The organism is Mycolicibacterium mageritense (assembly GCF_010727475.1).
Taxonomy (GTDB): domain Bacteria; phylum Actinomycetota; class Actinomycetes; order Mycobacteriales; family Mycobacteriaceae; genus Mycobacterium; species Mycobacterium mageritense.
Genome location: NZ_AP022567.1, coordinates 7828283 through 7846190, shown reverse-complemented (window position 1 = coordinate 7846190; position 17908 = coordinate 7828283). Strand labels below are relative to the sequence as shown.

General features: G+C 68.8%; 18 protein-coding genes. 12 read left to right on the top strand and 6 right to left on the bottom strand.

Going from position 1 to position 17908, the window contains the following annotated elements:
- The first annotated feature begins 20 nt into the window (after positions 1-20).
- Together obgE and proB are read left to right on the top strand one after the other, a co-directional pair.
- A complete protein-coding gene (obgE, locus tag G6N67_RS37915; RefSeq protein ID WP_036442632.1) occupies positions 21-1475 on the top strand; it encodes a GTPase ObgE in 1455 nt (484 codons plus the stop codon).
- Positions 1472-2572, top strand: coding sequence for a glutamate 5-kinase (gene proB, locus G6N67_RS37910; RefSeq protein WP_036442634.1), 1101 nt, complete (start codon positions 1472-1474; stop codon positions 2570-2572). The genes obgE and proB overlap by 4 nt, the downstream gene beginning before the upstream one ends.
- Before the next feature lie 49 nt (positions 2573-2621).
- On the opposite strand, the gene G6N67_RS37905 is transcribed toward proB, so the two are convergent.
- Positions 2622-3257 carry a TetR/AcrR family transcriptional regulator gene (locus G6N67_RS37905; protein WP_036442636.1) on the bottom strand — a complete coding sequence of 212 codons (636 nt, stop codon included), beginning with the start codon at positions 3255-3257 and terminating at the stop codon, positions 2622-2624.
- Between the two features lie 67 nt (positions 3258-3324).
- Between G6N67_RS37905 and G6N67_RS37900 the strand changes: the two genes are divergently transcribed.
- Positions 3325-4596 carry a cytochrome P450 gene (locus G6N67_RS37900; RefSeq protein WP_036442638.1) on the top strand — a complete coding sequence of 424 codons (1272 nt, stop codon included), beginning with the start codon at positions 3325-3327 and terminating at the stop codon, positions 4594-4596.
- Here G6N67_RS37900 and G6N67_RS37895 read toward each other — a convergent pair.
- Both G6N67_RS37895 and G6N67_RS37890 read right to left on the bottom strand, forming a co-directional pair.
- Positions 4565-5407 carry an NAD-dependent protein deacetylase gene (locus tag G6N67_RS37895; RefSeq protein ID WP_036442640.1) on the bottom strand — a complete coding sequence of 281 codons (843 nt, stop codon included), beginning with the start codon at positions 5405-5407 and terminating at the stop codon, positions 4565-4567. The genes G6N67_RS37900 and G6N67_RS37895 overlap by 32 nt on opposite strands.
- Positions 5408-5433: 26 nt before the next feature.
- Positions 5434-5970 carry a cysteine hydrolase family protein gene (locus G6N67_RS37890; RefSeq protein WP_036442642.1) on the bottom strand — a complete coding sequence of 179 codons (537 nt, stop codon included), beginning with the start codon at positions 5968-5970 and terminating at the stop codon, positions 5434-5436.
- 56 nt (positions 5971-6026) lie between these two features.
- On the opposite strand from G6N67_RS37890, the gene G6N67_RS37885 reads away from it, so the two are divergent.
- Positions 6027-8069: an NAD(+) synthase gene (locus tag G6N67_RS37885; protein ID WP_036443341.1), complete on the top strand. Its 2043-nt coding sequence runs from the start codon at positions 6027-6029 to the stop codon at positions 8067-8069.
- A gap of 3 nt (positions 8070-8072) precedes the next feature.
- Here the strand turns inward: G6N67_RS37885 and G6N67_RS37880 are convergent, their stop codons facing one another.
- Both G6N67_RS37880 and G6N67_RS37875 read right to left on the bottom strand, forming a co-directional pair.
- Positions 8073-8885 (bottom strand): enoyl-CoA hydratase/isomerase family protein, encoded by an 813-nt coding sequence (locus G6N67_RS37880; protein ID WP_036442645.1) that lies wholly within the window; start codon positions 8883-8885, stop codon positions 8073-8075.
- 45 nt (positions 8886-8930) lie between these two features.
- A complete protein-coding gene (locus G6N67_RS37875) occupies positions 8931-9791 on the bottom strand; it encodes a ribokinase (protein WP_036442647.1) in 861 nt (286 codons plus the stop codon).
- Between the two features lie 71 nt (positions 9792-9862).
- Here G6N67_RS37875 and G6N67_RS37870 point away from each other — a divergent pair, with 71 nt between their 5' ends.
- The 8 genes from G6N67_RS37870 (at position 9863) to G6N67_RS37835 (ending at position 16798) form a co-directional block, all read left to right on the top strand.
- Positions 9863-11122 (top strand): glutamate-5-semialdehyde dehydrogenase, encoded by a 1260-nt coding sequence (locus G6N67_RS37870; RefSeq protein ID WP_036442649.1) that lies wholly within the window; start codon positions 9863-9865, stop codon positions 11120-11122.
- A gap of 19 nt (positions 11123-11141) precedes the next feature.
- Positions 11142-12029 (top strand): AAA family ATPase, encoded by an 888-nt coding sequence (locus tag G6N67_RS37865; RefSeq protein ID WP_036442651.1) that lies wholly within the window; start codon positions 11142-11144, stop codon positions 12027-12029.
- Positions 12029-13474, top strand: a complete 1446-nt coding sequence (locus G6N67_RS37860) for a vWA domain-containing protein (protein WP_036442652.1) — start codon at positions 12029-12031, stop codon at positions 13472-13474. Before G6N67_RS37865 ends, G6N67_RS37860 begins: the two co-directional genes overlap by 1 nt.
- A gap of 63 nt (positions 13475-13537) precedes the next feature.
- Positions 13538-14170 carry a nicotinate-nucleotide adenylyltransferase gene (nadD, locus tag G6N67_RS37855; RefSeq protein WP_073909014.1) on the top strand — a complete coding sequence of 211 codons (633 nt, stop codon included), beginning with the start codon at positions 13538-13540 and terminating at the stop codon, positions 14168-14170.
- Positions 14167-14556: a ribosome silencing factor gene (gene rsfS / locus G6N67_RS37850; RefSeq protein WP_036442656.1), complete on the top strand. Its 390-nt coding sequence runs from the start codon at positions 14167-14169 to the stop codon at positions 14554-14556. The genes nadD and rsfS overlap by 4 nt, the downstream gene beginning before the upstream one ends.
- Positions 14553-15221: a glucosyl-3-phosphoglycerate phosphatase gene (gene gpgP / locus G6N67_RS37845; protein ID WP_036442658.1), complete on the top strand. Its 669-nt coding sequence runs from the start codon at positions 14553-14555 to the stop codon at positions 15219-15221. Before rsfS ends, gpgP begins: the two co-directional genes overlap by 4 nt.
- Positions 15211-15948: a diglucosylglycerate octanoyltransferase gene (octT, locus tag G6N67_RS37840; protein WP_036442660.1), complete on the top strand. Its 738-nt coding sequence runs from the start codon at positions 15211-15213 to the stop codon at positions 15946-15948. The genes gpgP and octT overlap by 11 nt, the downstream gene beginning before the upstream one ends.
- 1 nt (position 15949) lies before the next feature.
- Complete coding sequence (locus G6N67_RS37835; protein WP_036442662.1) at positions 15950-16798, top strand: DegV family protein; 849 nt, start codon at positions 15950-15952, stop codon at positions 16796-16798.
- Between the two features lie 8 nt (positions 16799-16806).
- Here the strand turns inward: G6N67_RS37835 and G6N67_RS37830 are convergent, their stop codons facing one another.
- Positions 16807-17859 carry an NAD(P)H-dependent amine dehydrogenase family protein gene (locus G6N67_RS37830; RefSeq protein WP_036442664.1) on the bottom strand — a complete coding sequence of 351 codons (1053 nt, stop codon included), beginning with the start codon at positions 17857-17859 and terminating at the stop codon, positions 16807-16809.
- Positions 17860-17908 lie beyond the last annotated feature (49 nt).

The window sequence follows — 17908 nt, the reverse complement described above, 5'->3', positions numbered from 1 at the left end:
TTCGACGGAAAGGATGTCCGATGCCCCGGTTTGTCGACCGCGTCGTCATCCATGCGCGCGCCGGCAACGGCGGCAATGGCTGCGCCTCAGTGCACCGCGAGAAGTTCAAGCCACTCGGCGGGCCTGACGGCGGCAACGGTGGTCGCGGCGGCAGCGTCGTGCTCGTCGTCGATCCGCAGGTGCACACCCTGCTGGACTTCCATTTTCATCCCAATGTCGTTGCCCCCTCCGGGAAACAGGGCGCGGGCAGCAACCGTGACGGTGCCGCGGGCACGGACCTTGAGGTCCGGGTTCCCGACGGCACCGTTGTGCTCGACGAGGACGGCCGCATGCTGGCCGACCTGGTCGGTGCGGGAACCCGTTTCGAAGCAGCCGCAGGCGGTCGGGGCGGACTCGGCAACGCCGCGTTGGCGTCCCGGGCCCGCAAGGCACCGGGTTTCGCACTGCTGGGGGAGAAGGGCCAGGCCCGCGATCTCACCCTGGAACTCAAGACCGTCGCCGACGTCGGTCTGATCGGGTTCCCGTCGGCCGGGAAATCGTCTCTGGTGTCCACGATCTCGGCGGCCAAACCCAAGATCGCCGACTACCCGTTCACCACTCTGGTGCCCAACCTGGGTGTGGTGTCGGCGGGCGACAACACGTTCACGGTCGCCGATGTCCCTGGGCTCATTCCTGGCGCGTCTGAAGGGCGTGGCCTTGGCCTGGAATTCCTGCGTCACCTGGAACGGTGCGCGGTGCTGGTGCACGTGGTGGACTGCGCGACCATGGAGCCGGGCCGGGATCCGATCTCCGACATCGAGGCGCTGGAGGCTGAATTGGCCTCCTACACGCCGACGCTGCAGGGGGATTCGACGCTGGGCGACCTGGCGTCGCGGCCGCGCGCGGTGGTGCTCAACAAGATCGATGTGCCCGACGCGCGGGAACTTGCCGACTTCGTCCGCGACGAGGTGGCCCGCCGGTTCGGCTGGCCGGTCTTCGAGGTTTCGACCGTCGCCCGGGAAGGCCTGCGCCCCTTGACCTTTGCGCTGTGGGACATGGTCAAGGCCTACCGCGACGCGCAGCCCGAGGTGGCGCCGCGGCGCCCCGTGATCCGGCCGATCCCGGTGGACGAGAGCGGGTTTACCGTGTCGTCCGACGGCGAGGGCGGGTTCATCGTGCGTGGCGTTCGGCCGGAACGCTGGATCGCGCAGACCGATTTCAACAACGACGAGGCCGTCGGCTATCTGGGCGACCGGCTGGCCCGCCTCGGGGTCGAGGACGAGTTGTTGAAGCTGGGTGCCAAGCCCGGCTGCGCCGTCACGATCGGCGACATGACGTTCGACTGGGAACCGCAGACCCCGGCCGGTGTCGATGTGCCGTTGACGGGCCGCGGCACCGACGTGCGGCTGGAGCAGAGCGACCGGGTCGGCGCTGCCGAGCGCAAGGCCGCCCGAAAGGAACGGCGCCGTCAGCACGACGACGGTGAGGAATCGTGAGTGTGCACCGCGACGCTGTGCGCACCGCGCGCAGCGTCGTCGTCAAGATCGGCACCACCGCACTGACCACGCCGTCCGGGGTGTTCGACGCAGGCCGGTTGGCCAGCCTGGTCGAAGCCATCGAAGGCCGGATGAAAGCCGGCTCGGACGTGGTGATCGTGTCGTCGGGCGCCATCGCCGCGGGTATCGAACCGCTGCGGCTGTCCAAGCGGCCGACCGATCTCGCCACCAAGCAGGCCGCCGCGAGCGTGGGCCAGGTGGCCCTGGTCAACGCCTGGAGCACCGCATTCGCGGCGTACAACCGCACCGTGGGCCAGGTGTTGCTGACCGCACACGACATCTCGATGCGCGTGCAGCACAACAACGCCCAGCGCACCCTGGACCGGTTGCGGGCACTGCACGCGGTCGCGATCGTCAACGAGAACGACACCGTGGCCACCAACGAGATCCGATTCGGCGACAATGACCGGCTGTCGGCTTTGGTGGCCCAACTGGTCGGCGCGGATGCGCTGATCCTGCTCTCCGACATCGACGGGCTCTACGATTCGGATCCCCGAAAAGGCAACGCGCGCTTCATTCCCGAGGTGGCCGCCCAGGGTGATCTCGACGGTGTGGTGGCCGGCCGCGGCAGCCACCTGGGCACCGGCGGAATGGCGTCGAAGCTGTCGTCGGCTCTTCTTGCGGCCGACGCCGGGGTGCCCGTGCTGCTGGCGGCGGCCTCGGACGCGGCGGCCGCGCTCGACGACGCGTCGGTGGGCACGGTGTTCGCGCCGCGTCCCGAACGTATGTCGGCGCGGCGGTTCTGGGTGCGGTATGCGGCCGAGTCGGCGGGGGTGCTGACCCTCGACGACGGTGCGGTGCGCGCGGTGGTCAAGCAACGCCGGTCGCTGCTGCCTGCCGGAATCACCGAGGTGTCAGGGCGATTCCACGGTGGCGATGTCGTCGACCTGCGGGCGCTTGACGGGCGGACCGTCGCGCGGGGTGTGGTCGCGTATGAGGCGTCGGAGCTGGCAGGCATCATCGGCCGCTCGACCCCGGACCTGCCCGCCGAGATGCGCAGGCCGGCCGTGCACGCCGACGACCTGGTCGCCACCTGAGTGATTTGTGTGCGTCCACCGGCGCTCACCGCCGATAAACGCACACAAATCACAGCTGGGCGGACTCCAGATACAGTGCACCCCAGACGATCTCGGTGAGTGTCTTGGCGAGTTCGGCATCGTAGGACGCGGGCTGTGACGGCAGATTGACGTGACAGGTGCGTTCGACCATCCAGGTCAGCGCGCTCGCGGTGGGCTCGGCCGGTAGCCCCGCCCGGATCGACCCGTCAGCCTGGCCCGATTCGATCACGCGGGTCAGCTGTGCCGAGATGCCGGTGAGCAACTCGCGGTAGGTCTCGCCGACCAGCGGGTCGTAGCCCGACATCTCGTTGAGCGCGATGAGCACGGGCTGGTGGCGGCGATAGCTCGAGATGATGGCCGACATCGCGGCGTGCACATCGGCGGGATCGTGACGGCCCGCGACACCCCACCACTGCTGCGCATCGCGGGTCAGATCCGCGAAGACCTGAGTGGCCAGCCGCCGCAGCAGATGTCCCTTGTCCTCGAAGTAGATGTAGAAGCTCGCGCGCGAGATGCCTGCCTCGGTGGCGAGTTTGTCGACACTGAGTTCGGTGAAGCTGGTGCCGTCGGCCATGAGCCGATCGGTGGCATCAAGCAACTGCCTTTCGATCTGCTCGCGCCGTTCCTCGCGCTTGGCCTGCGGCTTTCGGGTCACCGATGGCATGCGTACCAGCGTATCGGCCGTTGGCACATCTTGACTAGACATAGTGTCTAGACTTATTGTCAGCCTCATGACTGTGTCGCCGATCACAACGATGTCGTCGCGTCCGTACGATCCGATCGACATCTCCTCGAAGGCCTTCTGGTCCACCACCGCCGCCGAACGCGAGAAGTCCTTCGCGCAGTTGCGCGCGGAGCGGCCGGTCAGCTGGCACCGGCCGGTCGAGGAGACGCTTATGCCCGATCCCGAGGATCCCGGGTTCTGGGCCGTCACCCGCCACGCCGAGATCCTCACCGTCAGCCGGGACAGCGAGACATTCCTCTCGGGCAAGGGCGTGCTGTTCGACAGCGTGCCCGAGGAGCTGCTCGAGGCTTCGCAGTCGTTTCTGGCGATGGACGCGCCGCGCCACACGCTGATCCGCAAGCTCGTGCACTCGGCGTTCACGCCACGGCAGGTCGCCCGCATCGAGACGTCGATCAAGGACAACGCCAGGGCCATCGTGGCGGAGCTCAAGGCTGCGGGCAGCGGTGTCGACTTCGTCGAGCAGTGCGCCAAGGAACTGCCCATCCGCACGCTGTCCGACATGGTCGGTATCCCCGAATCCGAGCGCCAGCAGGTCGCCCATGCCGCCGACGCTTTGGTGTCGTGGGCCGATCCGATCTACCTCGACGGCCGCAATGCGCTGGAAGTGCTGGTGGCCAACCAGTTCTACCTGCATCAGGTGGCCAATCAGCTGGCTGCCGACCGTCGCGAGAACCCCGGCACCGACCTGATCAGCGCTCTGGTGCACGCCGAGGTCGACGGTGACCGGCTGACCGACGCCGAGGTGGCCGCCTTCTTCGTGCTGCTCGCGGTCGCGGGCAACGACACCACGCGCCAGGCCACCAGCCACGCGCTCAAGGCGCTCACCGACCACCCCGACCAAAGAGCCTGGCTCATGGAAGATTTCGACGATCGGATCGGCGGAGCAGTCGAGGAGTTCGTCCGGTGGGCGACGCCGGTGATGACGTTCCGCCGCACCGCCGCGGTCGATGTCGAACTCGGCGGACAGCAGATCGCCGCGGGTGACAAGGTCGTGATGTTCTACGCGTCAGGCAACTGGGACACCGAGGTGTTCGACCACCCGGAGGTGTTCGACCTGAGCCGTAAGCCCAACCCGCACCTCGGTTTCGGCGGTGGCGGACGGCACTTCTGCCTGGGGGCGCATGTCGCCAGGACGCAGCTGCGCGCGATCTTCGGTGAGCTGCTGCACCAGCTGCCCGACCTCGCTGCCGGTGAACCCGCTTATCTGCAGGGCAATTTCGTGCACGCTATCCGAGCGATGCCGTGTACGTTCTCGTGAGTTCGCCGGCCAGCAGGGTCAGCAGCTCCGAACATCCCGCGTCGATCTTCACGGTCGCGAGTTCGTCACCGCGCGTCGGCCCTCGATTGATGATCGCGACGGGCATGCCGCGGGCGACGGCGTGCCGCACGAACCGGTAGCCCGAATACACCGTCAGCGACGATCCGGCGACCAGTAGGGCGTCTGCCGTGTCGACGAGTGAATATGCCCGTTCCACACGCTCTTTCGGCACGTTCTCGCCGAAATACACGATGTCGGGTTTGAGCATGCCGCCGCAGGCCGGGCAGTCGAGATAGCGGAACGTTGCGGTATCGGTCACGACCGCGTCGGCATCAGGGGCCACCGCGATCCCGCCGACCTGCTCCGCCCGCTCGAGAAAGCCCGGGTTGAGGAGTTCCAGTTCGTCGGCGAGCGCGGCCCGCGTCATGGTGTGGCCGCACCGCAGGCACACCACCTGCGCATAGGTGCCGTGCAGGTTCACCACGGCGCGGCTGCCGGCCTTGGTGTGCAGCAAGTCCACGTTCTGCGTGATCAGACCCGTCACCACGCCGGCGGACTCCAGCGTGGCCAGTGCGCGGTGGCCCGCGTTGGGCATGGTCAGGTCCATGTGCCGCCAGCCGACGTGGTTGCGGGCCCAGTACCGCTGCCGGAACGCCGCGTCGGCCGTGAACTGCCGGATGGTCATCGGATTGCTCGGCGGGGAATCCGGTCCGCGGTAGTCCGGGATGCCGGAATCCGTCGACATGCCCGCACCGGTGAGCACCGCGACCCGGCGTCCTTGCAGCAGGGCGACGAGTTCGGGGGCATCCACGTCAACGAGGATAGGCGCGGCCGGGCTCACAAGCATTGCGCGGCAGGCACGATGTCGGCGCTCATGTTGCGCTGCATCATCCGCAGCGCGGCCTGGCCCAGCTGCGGATCGATATGGGCGACCGCGTCCTGCGGGACGACGACCTCCAGATGCCGGACATAGGCGTCCAACGCGCTGTAGAGGATGCACTGTTCGGTGACCTGCCCGGTCAGCACCACCCGGCGGGTTCCCAGCCGGCCCAGCAGATAGTCCAGCGCGGTCGCGTAGAACGCGCTGTGCCGCACCTTGGTCAACACCCGGCAGCCGTCCTCGGGGACGATCGGCTGCACCAGATCCGGCCGCGCGCCGTCGAGCGCCGCACGCACGAGGTCGCTGAAGTCCGCGGTGAAATCGCCGTAGTTGTCGTTGACGTAGATCAGGTCGACGTCGTCGCGTCCCTTCGCGGTCGCGACCAGTTTGGCGAGCGGTTCGATGATCCCGGTGACGTTGGCAGCGAGCTCTTCGGCGTCTTCGTGCTCGTAGGCGTTGAGCATGTCGATGACGAGAACGGCGGTATCGCTCATCAAGTGTTGATACCCCGTCACCCGTTCTTGACACTTCTCGGGCGACAATGAACGCGATGGACTTCTACTCGGCGTACCACCAGGGCTTCGTGCGGGTCGCTGCCTGCACCCACCACACCGCACTCGGCGACCCACCTGCCAACGCCGAATCGGTGCTGAGGATGGCCAGGGACTGCCACGACGACAACGTCGCGCTCGCGGTGTTCCCCGAGCTCACGCTGTCGGGTTATTCGATCGACGACATCCTGCTGCAGGACACGCTGCTGGATTCGGTCGAGGAAGCCCTGGTCGAGATCGTCGCGGCGTCGGCCGTGCTGCTGCCCGTCCTGGTGGTCGGGGCGCCGCTGCGGCACCGCCACCGCGTCTACAACACCGCGGTGGTGATCCACCGCGGCGCGATCCTCGGGGTGGTGCCGAAGTCGTATCTGCCGACCTACCGCGAGTTCTACGAGCGCAGGCAGATGGCCCCGGGCGACGACATGACGGGAAGTATCCGCGTCGCAGGCGCCGACGTGCCGTTCGGTCCTGACCTCTTGTTCACGGCGTCGGACCTGCCCGGCTTCGTGCTGCACGTCGAGATCTGCGAGGACATGTTCGTGCCCGTGCCGCCGAGCGCGCAGGCCGCGCTGGCCGGCGCGACCGTGCTGGCCAACCTGTCGGGCAGCCCCATCACGGTGGGTCGCGCCGAGGACCGGTGTCTGCTCGCCCGGTCGGCCTCGTCGCGCTGCCTGGCGGCCTATGTGTATGCCGCAGCCGGGGAAGGCGAGTCGACCACCGACCTGGCGTGGGACGGCCAGACGATGATCTGGGAGAACGGCCAGCTGCTCGCCGAGAGCGAGCGGTTCCCGCGCGGGGAGCGACGCTCGGTGGCCGACGTCGACCTGGAGTTGCTGCGCTCGGAGCGGTTGCGGATGGGCACGTTCGACGACAACGCCAGGCACTTCCGGGCCGCGACCGACGCGTTCCGGCGCGTCGAGTTCCAGCTCGACCCGCCGGACGGCGATGTCGGGTTGCTGCGCGAGATCGAGCGTTTTCCGTTCGTGCCGGCCGATCCGTCCCGGCTGCAACAGGATTGCTACGAGGCCTACAACATCCAGGTGTCGGGCCTGGAGCAGCGGCTGCGGGCGCTGAACTTCCCGAAGGTCGTGATCGGCGTGTCCGGCGGCCTCGACTCGACGCACGCGCTGATCGTCGCGGCGCGCGCCATGGACCGCGAGAACCGGCCGCGCAGCGACATTCTCGCGTTCACCCTGCCCGGCTTCGCCACCGGCGACCGGACCAAGAACAACGCGATCCGGCTGAGCCGCGCATTGGGCGTCACGTTCGAAGAGATCGACATCAAGCAGACGGCGCAGTTGATGCTCGCCGAGATGGACCACCCGTTCGGCCGCGGCGAGAAGGTCTACGACGTCACGTTCGAGAATGTGCAGGCGGGCCTGCGCACCGATTACCTGTTCCGGCTGGCCAATCAGCGGGGCGGGATCGTGCTGGGCACCGGTGACCTGTCCGAGCTCGCGCTGGGCTGGTCGACGTACGGTGTCGGCGACCAGATGTCGCACTACAACGTCAACGGCGGGGTGCCGAAAACCCTGATCCAGCATCTGATCCGGTGGGTGATCTCGTCGGACCAGTTCGGCCCCGAGGTGAACGAGATCCTGCAGTCCGTGCTGGACACCGAGATCACCCCCGAGCTGGTTCCCACCGGCGAGGACGAGGAGATCCAGAGCAGCGAGGCCAAGGTCGGCCCGTATGTGCTGCAGGACTTCTCACTGTTCCAGGTGCTGCGCTACGGATTCCGCCCGTCGAAGGTCGCATTCCTGGCGTGGCATGCGTGGCACGATCCCGCGCTGGGCGACTGGCCTGCCGGATTCCCCGAGGACAAGCGACCGGCTTACTCGCTCAAGGAGATCCGGCACTGGCTGCAGGTGTTCGCGCAGCGGTTCTACTCGTTCTCGCAATTCAAGCGGTCGGCCCTGCCCAACGGCCCGAAGGTGTCCCACGGTGGGTCGCTGTCGCCGCGCGGGGACTGGCGGGCGCCGTCGGACATGTCGGCCCGCATCTGGCTCGACGAGATCGAGCGGGAGATCCCCGAGGGCTGAGCGCTAGAGCCGGCCCTGCGCCCGCAGGTCGGGATGCACCCACGCGGGGGAGCGTCGTTCCTTGAAGGCCCGGAAGCCCTCCATGGCTTCCTCGCCGCTGTAGCTGGCTTTCATGCCGATGCGGTCGTAGAGCCCGAGGTAGTTGTCCAGGCTGGACTTGACCACGCCGCGGGCTCGGGGCGCGGTCCGGCAGCACTGCGCGAGCACTTCGCGCGCCGCGTCGAGCAGTTCGTCGTGCGGCACGATGCGCGCGACCATGCCCCAGTCGACCGCCTCTGCCGCGGACAGCGTGCGGCCCGTGAACATCAGGTCACGGGTACGGACCGGCCCGATGAGCCGCGCGAGCATCTGGCTGTAGTAGGTGTCGGCGATGCCGCGGTAGAGCTCGGGAACCCGGAACGTGGCCCGATCGCTCACCACCGCCATGTCGCTGCAGATCGCGATCTGCAGGCCGCCGCCCTGGCACAGCCCGTTGACCGCGCTCACCACGGGCTTGACCGACTGCCGCAGCGTCTCGAACGGCGTGACGTCCATCGACAGCGCCGCGCCGAAGCTCATCCAGTCGTCGACGCCGTCGCCGCCGCCGAGATCGCCACCGGGCGCGAAAACGTCACCGGTCCCGGTGATCAGCAGGCCGGCCAGGCCCGGATCGGCCTCGACGTGCGTTACGGCGTAGCGAATACCGAAGTACATCGCCGGCGTCATCGCATTGCGGGCCTCGGGCCGATCCAGGGTCACGACGCCGAACGGCCCCTGGCGCTCGAAGTGCAGATACGGCGTGCCGAGCCAGTCGCCCTCGGGCGGTCGCGGGGTCATGAGAGCCGACTATAACGGCAACGGTATCGGGTTCAGTTGGTCGGATCACCGCGTCGCCATGGCGTCGATGTCGGCCGCCGTCGGCGCGCAATCGCCCGCACCGCGCACCAAAGTCGCCAACGCGCCCGCGACGCACGCACGCCGCAATGCGGTCTCGTGGCCGGCCGTCCAGCCCGCGGCCAGCACGCCCGCGAACACGTCGCCCGCGCCTGCGGTGTCGACGGCGGCGACCGGCGGCGCGGGCACGTCGAACCGCTCGTCGGCGCCGACGTAGCTGGCGCCGCGCGCGCCGCGCGTGATCACCAGATGCTTGACCGGCCAGTGCCATTCGGCGGCCTCGGTCTCGTTGACCACCACCACGTCGACCAATTCGGACAGCGCGAGCAGCTGGTGGGCCTTGGTGCCGGGCGGGGACGCGTTGAGCATGACGGCCGCGCCTGCCGCCCGCGCGAGCCGGGCCGCCGCGATCGCGGTCGCAGGCGGGATCTCGAGCTGCATCAGGACGACGTCACTGGACACGATGGCGGTGCGCGCCGCCGCCGAGCCCACCTCGAGGTGGGCATTGGCGCCGGGGGCCACGACGATGCTGTTCTCACCGACGACGTCGACGATGACGACGGCCGAGCCGCTCGGCCCCGGAATGCGCGCGACGGCATCTGCGCTGACGCCGTTGCTGCGCAGGTGCCCGCACAGCAGCTCGGCGGCCGGATCGTCGCCGACAGCGGCCACCAGGGCCACCGAGGCGCCGGCCCGCGCGGCCGCGACGGCCTGGTTACCGCCCTTGCCGCCGGGCGCCGACGTGAGCGACGAGGCCAGCACGGTCTGACCGGGGCGGGGCAGCGTGTTGACGACGAACGTCTGGTCGGCGTTGATGCTCCCCACCACGCACACCCGCGAAGCCGCCATACCCGGCAACCGTAGTCGAGCCGGGCCTGACACGTGTCGAACCGCGTGAACACCTCCGATACCCTGGGACGATGAGCGTGCAGACACCGCCCGTCAGCGCCCCCGCGCAAGACCTCCGTGAGCAGGTCCACGATGCCGCGCGCCGCGCCCGCGTCGCGGCCCGCACGCTGGCCACCCTGAACACCACGACGAAGAACCGGGCGCTGCATGCCGCTGCCGACGCAGTACTCGCCCGCACCCACGACATCCTCGCTGCCAACGCGGAGGATCTGCGGGTGGCCCGCGAAGCGGGGACGCCCGACGCGATGCTCGATCGGCTTGCGCTCAACCCGCAGCGGATCGACGGCATCGCCGCGGGCCTGCGTCAGGTCGCGGGCCTGCCGGATCCGGTCGGCGAGGTGCTGCGGGGCCGCACGCTGCCCAACGGCTTGCAGCTGCGGCAGCAACGGGTGCCGCTCGGCGTGGTCGGCATGGTCTACGAGGGGCGCCCGAACGTGACGGTCGACGCGTTCGGGCTGACCTTGAAGTCGGGGAATGCCGCGCTGCTGCGGGGGAGTTCGTCGGCGGCCCACTCGAACGCGGCCCTGGTGGCGGCGCTGCAGGCGGCGCTGAGCAACGAGGGCCTGACGCGGGACGCGGTGCAGCTGCTGCCGAGCCACGACCGGTCCAGCGTCACGCATCTGATCCAGGCGCGCGGCCTGGTCGACGTGGTGATCCCGCGCGGGGGAGCCGGCCTGATCGAGGCCGTGGTGCGCGACGCGCAGGTGCCGACCATCGAGACCGGCGTTGGCAATTGTCATGTGTACGTTCATGAGTCGGCCGACCTGGACCTGGCCGAAAGCATCCTGCTGAACTCCAAGACCCGGCGACCAAGTGTGTGCAACGCCGCGGAGACCCTGCTGGTGGACCGCGCGGTGGCCGATACGGCGCTGCCTCGGCTGACCAAGGCCCTGCAGGACGCCGGCGTCACGGTGCACGCCGATCCGTCCGAGGACGAGCTGCGTGCCGAGTTCCTGTCCATGGACATCGCGGTGGCGGTCGTGGACGGCGTGGACGGTGCCATCGACCACGTCAACGAGTACGGCACGGGCCACACCGAGGCCATCGTCACGACGGATCTCGCTGCCGCACAACGCTTCACCGAACGCGTCGACGCCGCCGCGGTGATGGTCAACGCGTCGACGGCGTTCACCGACGGGGAACAGTTCGGTTTCGGAGCGGAAATCGGCATCTCGACGCAGAAGCTGCATGCCCGCGGGCCCATGGGGCTGCCCGAGCTGACCTCCACCAAGTGGATCGTGTGGGGCGACGGCCAAACCCGCCCGGTTTAGACGACAAAGGGAGAAACACGTGAGCGTGCCCGCACGCCCGGCGCCGTTGTTCGCCGACATCGACGATGTCGCGCGACGACTGGCCGAGACCGGCTATCTGCCCGATACCGCCACTGCCACCGCGGTTTTCCTCGCCGACCGACTCGGCAAGCCGCTGCTGGTGGAGGGCCCTGCCGGCGTCGGCAAGACCGAGCTGGCCCGGGCCGTGGCCCAGTCGACGGGTTCGGGGCTCGTGCGGCTGCAGTGCTACGAGGGGGTCGACGAGGCCCGCGCGCTGTACGAGTGGAACCACGCCAAACAGATCCTGCGCATCCAGACCGGCAACCAGAACGGCGGCGGCGACTGGGACCAGACCAAGATGGACGTGTTCAGCGAGGAGTTCCTGCTGACCCGTCCGCTGCTGACCGCGATCAAGCGGACCGATCCGACGGTGCTGCTGGTCGACGAAACCGACAAGGCCGACATCGAGATCGAGGGCTTGCTGCTGGAGGTGCTGTCCGATTTCGCGGTCACCGTGCCGGAACTCGGCACCATCACCGCCGAGCGGCCGCCGTTCGTGCTGCTGACCTCGAACGCCACCCGGGAGCTCTCCGAGGCGCTCAAGCGGCGCTGCCTGTTCCTGCACATCGACTTCCCCGACCCGGACCTGGAGCGGCGCATCCTGCTGTCGCGCGTGCCCGAGCTGCCCGAGCACATCGCGTCCGAGCTCGTGCGGATCATCGGCGTGCTGCGCGGCATGCAGCTCAAGAAGCTGCCGTCGGTGGCCGAGACCATCGACTGGGGCCGCACGGTGCTGGCGCTCGGCCTGGACACCATCGACGACGAGATGATCGCCGCGACGCTCGGCGTGGTGCTCAAACACCAATCCGATCAGGTCAAGGCGGCCGGTGAGCTCAGGCTCAACTGATGGTCGCGCGACGCACCCGCCCGCCTCAGCCGCTGGCCCCCAACGGCCTGCCGGGGCATCTGGTGGAGTTCGTCGAAGCCCTGCGCGGGCAAGGGATTTCAGTGGGGCCGTCGGAGACCGTCGACGCCGGCCGGGTTCTGACGGTGCTCGGCCTGGGGGACCGGGAGGCATTGCGCGAGGGCATCGCGTGTGCGGTGCTGCGCCGCGCCGACCACCGCGACACCTACGACGCGATGTTCGACCTGTTCTTCCCGGCCGCGCTGGGCGCGCGCACCGTGCTGGACGACGACCCCGAACACCCGCCGGAGAGCCAGGGGCTGCCGCCCGAGGACATCGAGGCCATGCGCGACGCCCTGGTGCAGATGCTGGCCGACAACGAGGATCTGGCGAATCTCGACGACCGGCTCGCCGCGATGATCGCCCAGATCGTCGAGGCCTACGGTCGCTACAACTCCAGCCGCGGTCCGTCGTACTCGTCGTACCAGGCCCTCAAGGCCATGAGCCTGGACGATCTCGAAGGCCGGCTGCTGGCCGGGCTGTTGGCGCCGTATGGCGACGAGCCAACACCCACGCAGGAGGAGATCGCCAAAGCGCTTGCCGCCCAGCGGATCTCCCAACTGCGCAAGATGGTCGAGGCGGAGACCAAACGGCGTACCGCAGAACAGCTCGGCCGTGAGCACGTGCAGATGTACGGCGTTCCGCAGCTCGCGGAGAACGTCGAGTTCCTGCGCGCCTCCGGTGAGCAGTTGCGACAGATGCGTAAGACCGTGCAGCCGCTGGCCCGCACGCTGGCGACCCGGCTCGCGGCCCGCCGCCGCCGGTCGCGGGCCGGGGAGATCGATCTGCGCAAAACGCTGCGCAAGTCGATGTCGACCGGCGGGGTGCCCATCGACGTGGTGCTCAAGAAACCGCATCCGGCGCGGCCCGAGCTCGTGGTGCTGTGCGATGTCTCCGGTTCGGTGGCCGGGTTCAGCCACTTCACGCTGATGCTGGTGGCGGCGCTGCGCCAGCAGTTCAGCAGGGTCCGCGTCTTCGCCTTCATCGACACCACCGACGAGGTCACCGAACTTTTCGGCCCCCAGTCCGACCTCGCGGTCGCGGTGCAGCGCATCACCCGAGAGGCGGGCGTCTACACGCGCGACGGCCATTCCGACTACGGCCACGCGTTCGTGTCTTTCCTGGAGAAGTATCCGAGCGTGCTGTCGCCGCGCAGCTCGCTGCTGGTGCTCGGCGACGGCCGGAACAACTACCGCAATCCCGAGACGGAATTGCTGGCGCACATGGTCAACGCCAGCCGTCATGCGCACTGGCTCAACCCCGAACCCAAGCACCTGTGGGGCAGCGGCGACTCGGCGGTGCCCAGATACCGCGACGTCATCACGATGCACGAATGCCGCTCGGCCAAGCAGCTGGCATCGGTGATCGACGGGCTGCTGCCGGTCTGAGGCGCACCGGCTCCGTTCCCGTCGCTGCTGACGCCCGCCAACGCTGCCGTAAGCTGGCTCTTCGTGGCAACACGGCGCAGGCTGGGCGTGATGGGTGGGACGTTCGACCCCATCCACAACGGGCACCTGGTCGCGGCCAGCGAGGTCGCCGATCTGTTCGATCTGGATGAGGTGGTGTTCGTCCCGACGGGACAGCCCTGGCAGAAGCACTCACGCCGGGTGACCGCGGCCGAGGACCGGTACCTCATGACGGTCATCGCCACGGCTGCCAACCCGCGCTTCTCGGTCAGCCGGGTCGACATCGACCGCGGCGGGCCGACCTACACCAAGGACACCTTGCGCGACCTGTGTGAACTCAACCCGGACACCGATCTGTACTTCATCACCGGCGCTGATGCGCTGGCGTCGATCCTGTCCTGGCAGAACTGGGAGGATCTGTTTTCGATGGCGAGGTTTGTCGGCGTGAGCCGGCCCGGCTACGAGCTCGACGGTGAGCACATCTCGGGGGCTATTCGGGAACTACCCGCCGACACGCTGAACCTCGTCGAGGTGCCCGCGCTGGCGATCTCGTCGAGCGACTGCCGCAAACGCGCCGAGGAGTCGCGGCCGATCTGGTACCTGGTTCCCGACGGCGTGGTGCAGTACGTGGCCAAGCGCAGGCTGTACACCGCGGAATACAAGGAGGCGGCCCGATGAGCGCAACTGCCGAGGCCATCGAGATGGCGGCAGTCGCGGCGCGCGCCGCGGCCGCCAAGCTGGCCGACGACGTCGTGGTGATCGACGTGTCCGGGCAGCTGGTGATCACCGACTGCTTCGTGATCGCATCGGCGTCCAACGAGCGGCAGGTCAACGCCATCGTCGACGAGGTCGAGGAGAAGATGCGGCGGGCCGGTTACAAACCCGCGCGCCGGGAGGGCACCCGTGAAGGCCGCTGGACGTTGCTCGACTACGTCGACATCGTCGTGCACATCCAGCACCAGGAGGAACGCAACTTCTACGCGCTCGACCGCCTGTGGCGGGACTGCCCGACGGTGCCGGTCGACCTCGACGTCGACGGTGACTCCGAGGGGGCCCCGGAATGAGGATCCGCCGGCTGGTGCTGTTGCGCCACGGCCAGACGGAATACAACGCGGGCAGCCGGATGCAGGGCCAACTCGACACCGACCTCTCCGATCTGGGTCGGGATCAGGCCGCGGCGGCCGCCGAGGTGCTGGCCAAGCGCCAGCCTCTGCTCATCGTCTCGTCCGATCTCAAGCGCGCACTCGACACCGCGGTGACACTCGGTGACCGAGCGGGGCTGCCGGTGACGGTCGACCAGCGGCTGCGCGAGACACACCTGGGTGACTGGCAGGGCCTGACCCACGTCGAGGTGGACGCCGCCGCGCCGGGTGCCCGGCTGGCCTGGCGCGACGACGCCCGGTGGGCCCCGCACGGCGGCGAGAGCCGGGTGGACGTCGCCGCGCGCAGCCTGCCCCTGGTGGGCGAAATCATTGCCGCGCAACCCGAGTGGGGCATCGACGGGCCGGAACGCCCGGTCGTGCTGGTGGCCCACGGCGGCTTGATCGCGGCCCTGACCGCGGCCCTGCTCGGCCTCCCCGTCGACAATTGGCCGGTCCTGGGAGGCATGGGCAACGCGAGTTGGGTTCAGCTGTCCGGGCATTCCGCCGACGACGCCGACGTCGACGCCATCAAGTGGCGGCTCGACGTGTGGAACGCCTCGGCGCAGGTGGCCAACGATGTCCTCTGATCGCGAGCGGCGCACGCTGCTCGTGTTCTGCGATTCGCTGTCGTACTTCGGCCCCACCGGCGGTTTGCCGTCAGACGATCCACGGATCTGGCCCAACGTCGTCGCGGACCACCTGGGCTGGGATCTTGAGCTCATCGGCCGCATCGGTTGGACGTGCCGCGACGTGTGGTGGGCCGCGACGCAGGATCCGCGCGCGTGGGCGGCCCTGCCGCGGGCCGGTGCCGTGATCTTCGCGACCAGCGGCATGGACTCGCTGCCGTCGCCGCTGCCGACCGCGCTGCGCGAGCTGATCCGGTACGTGCGCCCGGCGTGGCTGCGCCGCTGGGTGCGGGATGGATACGGCTGGGTCCAACCCCGGCTGTCGCCGATCGCGCGCTCGGCGCTACCGCCCCGCGTGACTGTCGAATATCTCGAAATGACCCGCAACGCCATCGATTTCAACCGGCCCGGTATCCCGGTCGTGGCGTCCCTGCCGTCGGTGCACATCGCCGAGACCTACGGGAAGGCCCACCACGGCCGCGAACCGACGGTTCGGGCGATCACGGACTGGGCAAACGAACATGACGTGCCGTTGGTGGATCTCAAGGCCGCGGTCGCAGACGAGGTGTTCGGGGGCCGCGGCAACCCCGACGGCATCCACTGGAATTTCGAAGGCCACCGGGCAGTTGCCGAGCTGATGATCAAGGCGCTCGCGACAGCCGGTGTCCGGCAACAGAATCCGGACTGACATGCCGGTCGTGGTGGTCACCGACTCGTCGGCCCGGCTGCAGCCCGAGGCGCGCGACGAGTGGCGGATCCGGCAGGTTCCGCTGCACGTGCTCGAGGATGGGACCGATTTGCGCGACGGTGTCGACCCGGTGCCCAATGACATCCAGGACCGGCCGCGGGTCACGACTGCGGGCGCCACGCCGACCGAACTCGCCGACGCTTATCGCCAGGCGTTGGCCGACAGTAACGGTGATGGTGTCGTCGCCGTGCATATTTCGGCGGCGCTGTCGAGCACCTACAGCTCGGCGGTGCTGGCCGCGCGGGAGTTCGGCCCGGCGGTGCGGGTGGTGAACTCACGCTCGGCAGCCATGGGCGTCGGGTTCGTCGCACTGGCCGCGGCCCGGTCCGCCGCGGCGGGGGACGACCTCGACGCGGTCGAGTCCGCGGCCCGCACCGCAGTGCCGCGCGGGCACGCGTTCATCGTCGTGCAGCGGTTGGACAACCTGCGGCGCAGCGGCCGGATCGGCACCGCGGCGTCGTGGCTCGGCACCGCGCTGTCCCTCAAACCGCTGTTGTGCCTCGATCAGGACGGCAGGCTCGTGCTGTCGCAGCGGATCCGAACCAGCTCGAAAGCCCATGCGGCACTGGTCGATCAGGTGGCCCAGGTGATCGGGGACCGGCGGGCCGGCGTGGTGGTCCATCACGTCGACAACCACGACGCCGCCGACGAGCTCGGTGCCGCCCTCACCACGCGGCTCCCGCAGCTGCAGTCTTTGTCGGTCACCGACATGGGGCCCGTGCTCGCCGTGCATGTGGGAAGCGGCGCGGTCGGGGTCGCGATCTCGGTGGACGACTCCGAAGGCCAGTGAGGGTCCGGTTACCCGGCGAAGCGCCCGGTCACGGGCGGCAGATCCTTGAGCGTCACGATGCCCGGTGGCGCGGCGACCACCGCGGGCACCGCATTGGTCACCGGCAGCGCGGTGTAGATCATGCCGAGGCCCATGAAGCCCGGCTCGGTCCAGTCCTTGGGCGGCAGGCAGTGCAGCACGGTGCGCATGTTGGGCAGGCCGAAAACCTGGATCACGTGGCCGTGCTCAAGGGGTTTGGGCGGCGTGACGTGGTCGCCCATGGTCCAGTTGAAGCCGACGCTGACGACGTTGCGGTCGCCGACCCAGCCGCGGTGATACCCGTAGACGCTGCCCACGGTGCCCTTCGGGATCTGCATGAAGCCCAGATCGGAGTCGTCGGTCGCCGCGGTGAACTGCACGTCGAAACTCATCCGATCCAGTTTTGCGCCGATGGCGTCGGCCATCATCGCCGCGGATTCGGCGAACACCTCGCTCTCCACGCGCACGCTCTCGGCCAGCCCGGGGGTTTCGGGATCCTTGCCGAAGCCCATGGCCGCCTGGGTGCCCGCCGACTCGTAGGTCGAGCAGTCAACCGACTCGGTGATGCGGATCTCGTCGACCCGCTCGCACGACCCGGAAAGCACCATGCCGACCATGTTGGTCATCCCCGGGTGCGCCCCACTGCCGAAAATCGTGGAATTGCCCTTCTCACAAGCCTTCCGAATACGGTCGAGGTCTTCGGGTGTCTGCTTGCCGCCGGTGATCCACGCTGCGCTTGAGCACACGTTGACGCCGGACTCCAGTAGCCGGACCAGCTCGTCGACGTTCGGCCACAGCGGGTTGTAGCAGCACGCGTCGGGCCGCGACGCCAGCAGTTCGTCGATGGAGTTGGTCGCGGTGACACCGGTGGGCTCCGGCCAGCCCGCGAGTTCGGCCGCGTCGACACCGATCTTGTCGGCGCCGTGCGCGTACACGCCGACCAGCTCCAGGTCGGGCCTGCCGATGATCGCGTGCAGGGAACGCTTGCCGATGTTGCCGGTGGTCCACTGGATGACGCGGATCGGCTGCGGTGCTGCGGTCATGAATCGTCTCCTCGATGCGGCGGTTTCTGCAGTAGACACTATGAATCAC

Excerpts from the sequence above, each read along its gene's own strand:
- obgE (WP_036442632.1), top strand. The coding sequence starts at position 21 with ATGCCCCGGTTTGTCGACCGCGTCGTCATCCATGCGCGCGCCGGCAAC.
- G6N67_RS37905 (WP_036442636.1), bottom strand. The coding sequence starts at position 3,257 with ATGCCATCGGTGACCCGAAAGCCGCAGGCCAAGCGCGAGGAACGGCGC.
- G6N67_RS37900 (WP_036442638.1), top strand. The coding sequence starts at position 3,325 with ATGACTGTGTCGCCGATCACAACGATGTCGTCGCGTCCGTACGATCCG.
- G6N67_RS37890 (WP_036442642.1), bottom strand. The coding sequence starts at position 5,970 with ATGAGCGATACCGCCGTTCTCGTCATCGACATGCTCAACGCCTACGAG.
- G6N67_RS37885 (WP_036443341.1), top strand. The coding sequence starts at position 6,027 with ATGGACTTCTACTCGGCGTACCACCAGGGCTTCGTGCGGGTCGCTGCC.
- G6N67_RS37880 (WP_036442645.1), bottom strand. The coding sequence starts at position 8,885 with ATGACCCCGCGACCGCCCGAGGGCGACTGGCTCGGCACGCCGTATCTG.
- G6N67_RS37875 (WP_036442647.1), bottom strand. The coding sequence starts at position 9,791 with ATGGCGGCTTCGCGGGTGTGCGTGGTGGGGAGCATCAACGCCGACCAG.
- G6N67_RS37870 (WP_036442649.1), top strand. The coding sequence starts at position 9,863 with ATGAGCGTGCAGACACCGCCCGTCAGCGCCCCCGCGCAAGACCTCCGT.
- G6N67_RS37860 (WP_036442652.1), top strand. The coding sequence starts at position 12,029 with ATGGTCGCGCGACGCACCCGCCCGCCTCAGCCGCTGGCCCCCAACGGC.
- rsfS (WP_036442656.1), top strand. The coding sequence starts at position 14,167 with ATGAGCGCAACTGCCGAGGCCATCGAGATGGCGGCAGTCGCGGCGCGC.
- gpgP (WP_036442658.1), top strand. The coding sequence starts at position 14,553 with ATGAGGATCCGCCGGCTGGTGCTGTTGCGCCACGGCCAGACGGAATAC.
- octT (WP_036442660.1), top strand. The coding sequence starts at position 15,211 with ATGTCCTCTGATCGCGAGCGGCGCACGCTGCTCGTGTTCTGCGATTCG.
- G6N67_RS37835 (WP_036442662.1), top strand. The coding sequence starts at position 15,950 with ATGCCGGTCGTGGTGGTCACCGACTCGTCGGCCCGGCTGCAGCCCGAG.
- G6N67_RS37830 (WP_036442664.1), bottom strand. The coding sequence starts at position 17,859 with ATGACCGCAGCACCGCAGCCGATCCGCGTCATCCAGTGGACCACCGGC.